This is a genomic window from Endozoicomonas sp., from assembly GCF_031844845.1.
Classification (GTDB): domain Bacteria; phylum Pseudomonadota; class Gammaproteobacteria; order Pseudomonadales; family Endozoicomonadaceae; genus Endozoicomonas.
Map to the genome: position 1 here is coordinate 1 of NZ_JAVRMB020000187.1, position 7,280 is coordinate 7,280.

5 protein-coding genes are annotated in these 7,280 nt (G+C 48.8%); 2 read left to right on the plus strand and 3 right to left on the minus strand.

All coding sequences use genetic code 11. The features are described 5' to 3' along the window. From RM811_RS09850 to RM811_RS09860, 3 genes are all read right to left on the minus strand, one after another. Nucleotides 1-702, minus strand: a 702-nt coding sequence (locus RM811_RS09850) for a hypothetical protein (RefSeq protein WP_402523492.1), incomplete at its 3' end; no start/stop codon positions are given. 273 nt (nucleotides 703-975) lie between these two features. After that, complete coding sequence (locus RM811_RS09855) at nucleotides 976-1,161, minus strand: hypothetical protein (RefSeq protein ID WP_402523495.1); 186 nt, start codon at nucleotides 1,159-1,161, stop codon at nucleotides 976-978. Nucleotides 1,162-1,410: 249 nt separating this feature from the next. After that, nucleotides 1,411-2,931, minus strand: a complete 1,521-nt coding sequence (locus RM811_RS09860; RefSeq protein WP_402523497.1) for an aldehyde dehydrogenase family protein — start codon at nucleotides 2,929-2,931, stop codon at nucleotides 1,411-1,413. A 198-nt stretch (nucleotides 2,932-3,129) separates the two neighbouring features. Between RM811_RS09860 and RM811_RS09865 the strand changes: the two genes are divergently transcribed. Then, nucleotides 3,130-3,303: a helix-turn-helix domain-containing protein gene (locus tag RM811_RS09865; protein ID WP_402523499.1), complete on the plus strand. Its 174-nt coding sequence runs from the start codon at nucleotides 3,130-3,132 to the stop codon at nucleotides 3,301-3,303. Between the two features lie 560 nt (nucleotides 3,304-3,863). Further along, nucleotides 3,864-7,280: pullulanase-type alpha-1,6-glucosidase (pulA, locus tag RM811_RS09870; RefSeq protein WP_402523501.1), on the plus strand; the 3,417-nt coding region annotated here is incomplete at its 3' end.

The window sequence follows — 7,280 nt, forward strand, 5'->3', positions numbered from 1 at the left end:
CAGTGTGAAAGGACCATTTTCTGAAACCGGGAAGTTAATCGCTTCACCGGAAGGGTTTATGGCGATAATGATCACTTCATAGGCTGGATCAATGTTTTCATAAGGGGCTTCATCACTGATGCGCTGAACAATCAATCCGGGAACCTGGTTCGGTCCGGTGTTCCAGTCGGTATCCGCTTGCCCGAATGCCTCGCAGTTCTCGTTATTGAACAGGTGCAGCCCCCAGCCATCGTAAATGCCATCGGGGCGTTTGTAGTAAAGAATCGCTTCTTTATCCGCAGGTTCTCCGGGCGTCTCAACTAAAAGAGCCTCAACAAAAACATGCACATGCTGCAATGTACTGGTAAAGCCAAAAGTCTGTTTTGTGGCGCTGATTTCAAGCCTGACAGGAGGGTCTCCGGTTTTATCAGCGACCAACTGTCCTGTCTCCTGACCAGTCCCTTTTGCTGACCCGTTTGTCGAGAAGGTGGCAGAGCTCTTGTTCTTGTTCGTGCTCTCGATCTTTATCCCGGTGGGTACCATCTGGAAATCGGGGAGTCCCGACGTTGAAGAAGACATCTCTGGCCAGATGACAGTAGCCTCTTCCCCTTTTAACAGCCTTTCCGCTAAAGGCTGTTTTTCAATAACGTCTGTTAGTCCTGTGGCATAAAGCGGGTTTGCCATAGCTATAGCCGTTAGCAAAAGCAGGTTCTGAATCTTCATGACTGTGATCCATCAAACAAGAGGGGGAAAAAATGTGTTATACGAAGAAAGCAGGGAGATAAAGCCGTTTTCCGGGTGGGACAACCAATGTTGATGATTTAATTGACAAGTGTAGTTTATTTTAAAAGAAAGTCTCCTTAGCCCCTTGGCAATGCTTTCAAAAAGCGATGGTTTTTTGTATGCTCATCGTCGTTCAGTGTGGGTTTTATCCGATAATATCTGGCAAAATCCATATGAAACGACGAAGATCCACTTTATTAGAAACTCTGGCTTTTAGCGGTTAAGGTAAACCCATATTTTAGGCAGGGTTTCTGATCCAATCAGCTTTATAACCTTGTCAATGATGGCTTTCTCAGAGTCGGTTGCATTTTGATACAGGGTATTCAGGTCTTCTGACCTTTCGAATTGATCTTTGTAGTTATGTATGGCCAGTTCAAGAATTATTCTTATCTCATTCATAAGTGCTACTCCATAGCGACAGATGCTCAGCATTTTTTTTTATTGATGCGCTGGAATGGATAACAGGAGCAATCACGTTTTTGCAGTTGGCTCTCTGTTTCCATCCAACTCTGTTTTTACCGTCCTATTCCCCCGCAGTAAACCAAATATCAGTAAAAAATCTATAAACAAGTTTATAAATGAGGAAAAATTATATTAATAACGGCTTCCCAGTTGTTGATTGAATTCACAGATATTCAGTGATTCCGGTTAGAAAAAGCCCAGCGGATTAATATCGTAACTCACCAGCAGGTTTTTGGTTTGCTGGTAATGCTCCAATGCCCGCTTGTGAGTTTCCCGACCAACCCCCGACTTCTTGTAACCACCAAAAGCGGCATGTGCCGGATAGTGATGGTAGCAATTGGTCCACACCCTGCCCGCTTCAATACCACGCCCCATACGGAAAGCCCGGTTCATGTCCCGCGTCCAGACACCCGCCCCCAGGCCAAACTCGGTATCGTTGGCAACGGCCAGTGCCTCTGCTTCATCTTTAAACGTGGTAACGCCAACCACCGGACCAAATATTTCCTCCCGGAAGACTCTCATATCGTTAGTCCCTTTCAGCAGGGTGGGCTGAATATAAAAACCGTTCTCAAAACCGCTCCCCATATTTTCCTGACTGCCGCCCAACAGGAACTGCGCACCTTCACGGCGGCCAATTTCCAGGTAACTCATGATTTTGTCGAATTGTTCCAGGGATGCCTGAGCACCCATCTGAGTATCCGTATCCAGTGGATTGCCACGCTGGATCTGCTGAGCCCGTTCAACCACCTGACTGATAAACTCATCGTAAATGGTCTCCTGGATCAGAACCCGGGAAGGACAGCTGCAGACTTCTCCCTGGTTAAAGAAGGCCAGTACGGTGCCCTCAACACATTTGCTCAGGTACTCATCTTCCTGTTGCACGACATCCTCAAAATAAATATTGGCCGATTTACCACCGAGTTCAACGGTGCAGGGGATAATATTTTCTGCCGCACATTTGAGAATGTGGGAACCCACCGGTGTTGAGCCGGTAAAGGCGATTTTGGCGATACGATTGCTGGTTGCCAGGGCTTCACCGGCCTCCGGCCCATAGCCATTAACCACATTTAAAACGCCCGCTGGTAACAGGTCACCCATAATTTCCATCAACACCAGAATAGACGCCGGGGTTTGTTCAGCGGGTTTCAACACGATGCAGTTACCCGCTGCAAGCGCTGGAGCCAGTTTCCAGACAGCCATTAACAGTGGGAAATTCCAGGGGATGATCTGCGCCACTACGCCCAGCGGTTCATGGAAATGATAGGAAACCGTATGCTGGTCAATATCAGCGCTGGAACCTTCCTGCGCGCGGATACAACCGGCAAAATAACGGAAATGATCCACGGCCAGGGGAATATCAGCAGCCAGCGTCTCCCGAACGGCCTTGCCATTATCCCAGGTCTCAGCCACTGCCAGTAATTCAAGGTTCTGCTCAATCCGGTCGGCTATTTTCAGTAGTATATTTGATCTGTCTGTTGCCGATGTTTTGCCCCATGCCGATTTAGCCTCGTGAGCGGCATCCAGCGCCAGGTTGATGTCGGCCTCTGTCGAACGGGGAATCTGACAAATAACAGCGCCGGTCACCGGAGTGATATTTTCAAAATAGACGCCATTGACCGGAGCAAGCCATTGGCCTCCGATGTAGTTCTCGTATTGTGGTTTAAAATTAAGCAGCGCGTCTGGCTCACCGGGATTTTTGTAAATCATGATGTGTTTGCCTGTTGTTTAATGGAAAGTCTTATGGAGACTGAAAACTCAGGGTAAAAATTCACAGAGAGAGGATATTAATTAGTAGCATCGCCCGGGGTATGAGGCAACTTTTGTCAGAAAACCGGGGCGGGTCGTCATTCTTGAATTCATTCAAAATTGAGGAACTGTCACCGGTTTTTTCCCGCGGTCAGCATCATGCAATGGCGAGAGGAAAAACGGATGGCTGCCGCCTGTAATAAACTGATTCATACTGACAGGCGAATTGTTCAAATCGCTGATGAGCTTGGATATGTTAAGCAGATGTATTTCTCTCGCTGCTTTCGCAAGCCTATGAAAATGCCGCCATCTAATTACCGGCGCCAGTATTAACTGAAGTGGTTACGGGGAAAGGCCATTTCCCAAGATTTATCGCTTCACAGGCTTTCTTATAGGAGAGCCCTGTAATTTCCTGGCAACATTCAGCAAGCGGAATTATGGGGCTTCCGTATCTTGCCAACAGCATCATTTCAGTTGACAACATACTTAATCCCCCCTCACCCACGCATGTCGCCAAGTGCAGATAGTGCTTTTTAAACCCATCTCCCCCTTTTATCATCAATAGCTCGGAAACTGATCGGCAACCTTCCCACAGAGTCTGGTCTATGAAATGACAATCGACATGATGATCCTTTCATGTTGGCAGAGAGTCAAAGCAAGCTTTCTTTTAAAATAAACTACACTTGTCAACTAAAGTATCAATCCTGATTGACCTATGAAAAAACTGCTTTATCTCTCTGATTCTTCACATAACAAGCCCAGCCCATGACACGAAACGAAAGAAGCTATTGTGCGGGAACTGCCATGAACGTATTTGTCATCAGTCTTGCCGCTTTTCTCTTTTACGAAACCGCCTCTGCTAATGAAAAACTCTGGAGTAATGGATCACAGTTATGAAGATTCAGAACCTGCTTTTGCTAACGGCTATAGCTATGGCAAACCCGCTTTATGCCACAGGACTAACAGACGTTATTGAAAAACAGCCTTTAGTGGAAAGGCTGCTAAAAGGGGAAGAGGCTACTGTCATCTGGCCAGAGATGTCTTCTTCAACGTCGGGACTCCCCGATTTCCAGACGGTATCTACCGGGATAAAGAGCGAGAGCGAGGGCACGAACAAGAACACGAGCACCGCAACCCTGTTGACAAAAGGGTTGACAAAAGGGTTGACAAAAGGGTTGACAAAAGGGTTGGCAAAAGGGTTGGCAAAAGGGTTGGCAAACGGGTCAGCAAAAGAGGCTGGTCAGGAGAGAGGACAGTGCGCCGCCGATAAAACCGGAAATTTTCCTGTCAGGCTTGAAATCAGCGCCACAAAACAGACTTTTGGTTTTACCAGTACAGTGCAGCATGTGCATGTTGTTGTTGAGACTCCGGGAGACCCAGCGGATAAAGAAGCGATGCTTTACTATAAACGCCCCGATGGCATTTACGATGGCTGGGGTCTGCACCTGTTCAATAACGAGAACTGCGAGGCATTCGGGCAAGCGGACACCGACTGGAACCAGCCGTGGATGCCAGAAAGCATCACCGAGAGCTACGGTGCGTTATACAGAATCCCGCTGTCTGATACCGTTTCTAATACCAAAGACTGCCTGAACATCATTGTCCACAAAGGGGATGAGAAAGACTTTGGTGGCGATATGATCTGGAATTTTTCAGATACCGATGGTCAGCTTGCCTACACTTACAGCGGCTACAATCTGTTTTCCAAAACCCCACTGGATGGGCCACCGTTAACTATTGATGGTGCCAGGGCGCACTGGGTTTCTGCCGCTACCCTGCTCTGGAATGAAGGGGGCGGCAGTGATGTTGATAAAACTGAGTTGTTCTATTCCGCCGATGCCAGTATGACGCTGTCGCCTGAGGGTATGTCCGGTAACTACCAGAAAATCACACTCGGCAAAGGCGGTACTATTAATCCCGGCGTGCGTGAAAAATTCCCTCACCTGATGCAGCGCAGCCCGCTTACCGTATCCACAACGACAAAAACGATTAAAGAGGCCCTTAAGGGACAGTTGCTGGCTGTCGCCTATAAAGGCGATCAACCCAAATATGCCACCCGGGTGCAAATTCAGGGCGTGCTGGATGAGTTATATCAATACGATGGTGAGCTGGGGGCGAGGGTCGGTGGTTCAGGCATTAAGTTTAAACTATGGGCACCTACCGCCAAAAAGGTCAGGCTGGCGATACGATCTCCCGACGATGAAGCAACAGAATACCATGACATGACAGAAAACAGTGCCGGTGTCTGGGTTTTCAAGACTGACAATAAAACACGGTATAACCGATCTTTTTATCGCTACGAGGTCACCGTCTTCCATCCCCTGACCGGCCATATAGAAAACTATGAAGTCACTGACCCATACTCTCTGAGCCTGTCCACCAACAGCCGGTACTCTCAGGCCGTTGATCTCAATGATGCTGATTTAAAACCGGATGGCTGGAAGCAGGTGTCATTCAATACCAAAGCTCCGGAAGATATGGTGCTGTATGAGACTCATATAAGGGATTTCAGCATAAACACAGCAGGGGTGGATGCCCAAAAAGCAGGTAAGTTTGCCGGATTTACCGATGACAAAGCCACCGCGCATTTAAAGCAGTTGCAAGGTGTCGGCTTAACTCATGTACATTTGCTGCCGGCATTTGATATTGCCACTGTGGATGAAGATCCTGCCAACCGCGTAGATATCTCGCAAACCCTGGCAGTGCTCTGCGCCAGAGAGGAAGTCAAGGCAGACGCTGACTACTTCAGCACTTTCTGCCAGCCGCCAATGCTTAGTCAAACCATCGACGTTTATTTGCAATCTCTGGACCCAAACACCGAAAAAGCCCAATACCTCTATCAGCATATTCGCCCTGTGGACAGCTTTAACTGGGGCTATGACCCTTTCCATTACACGGTTCCGGAAGGCAGCTACGCCAGCACAGCTGAAGGCACTGCCCGGATTAAAGAGTTCCGGGAAATGGTCAAATTCCTGAAAGCACACGGAATGGGTGTGGTAATGGATGTGGTGTACAACCATACCCATGCTCACGGGATCGGAGACCGGTCGGTACTGGATAGAATCGTCCCCTGGTATTATCAGCGACTGAATCCGGATACGGGTGTGGTGGAGAATTCCACCTGTTGCTCAAACACGGCGTCAGAGTTCCATATGATGGAAAAACTGATGATCGATTCCCTGAAGGTCTGGGTAAAAGACTACAAGGTGGATGCTTTCCGCTTCGACCTGATGGGACACCATCTGAAGCGTAATATGGAGAAAGCCCTGGTGGCTGTCCAAGGCATTAACCCGGCTATCTATTTTTACGGTGAAGGCTGGGAATTTGGCGAAGTGGCCGGCAATGCCAGAGGCGTTAACGCCAATCAGCTTAATATGGCGGGTACCGGTGTCGGCACCTTCACCGACCGAATGAGAGACAAGGTTCGGGGTGGCAGCCCTTTTGACGAAGCCGACGCCATCCGGCAATCACAGGGGTACGCCTCAGGACTGTATTACCACCCCAATGAAACACAGTCTGCACCCGTGACTGAGGCCGAAGCGGCGCTGTGCGCCCATGCCGATATCATTCGGCTGGGCATGGCGGCTAACCTGAAAAACTTCCGATTCGTGGATTGTCACGGAACCCTCCGTTATGGCATGGATTACGACTATAACGGTGCACCGGCGGGTTACAGTCTTGATCCCCAGGAGGTGATCAATTACGTCTCCAAGCATGATAACCAGACGCTTTGGGATATTATGATGTATAAACTGCCCAGAGGAATGCCCACGGCCAACCGGGTTAAACTCCATAACCTGGCGCTGGGCATCACCCTGTTAAGTCAGGGGGTTCCTTTTATTCATGCCGGCTCAGAACGGCTACGGTCAAAGTCCATGGAAAGGGACAGTTATGATTCTGGTGACTGGTTTAACCGCATGCCCGACCCGGACAATAACTACTGGAATCAGGGCCTGCCCAGGGAAGACAAAGACGGCAATAACTGGAACCTGATTAAAACCATTATTGCCGATGACACCACCCGCCCGGACCAGTCGGCTATTGCCCTGGCTGATGCCAATTTTCAGCGTCTGTTAAAAATCCGGAAAAGCTCACCGCTGCTCAGGCTGAAAACAGAACAGGACGTCATTGACCGTATAACTTACCTGAACACCGGACCGAACCAGGTGCCCGGATTGATTGTTCAGCGCATCAGTGATGAAGCCCCTTATGAAAACATTGATCCAGCCTATGAAGTGATCATTATCGCCATAAACCCTTCCGGTGAAGCGATTAACTTCCCGGTTTCAGAAAATGGTCCTTTCACACTG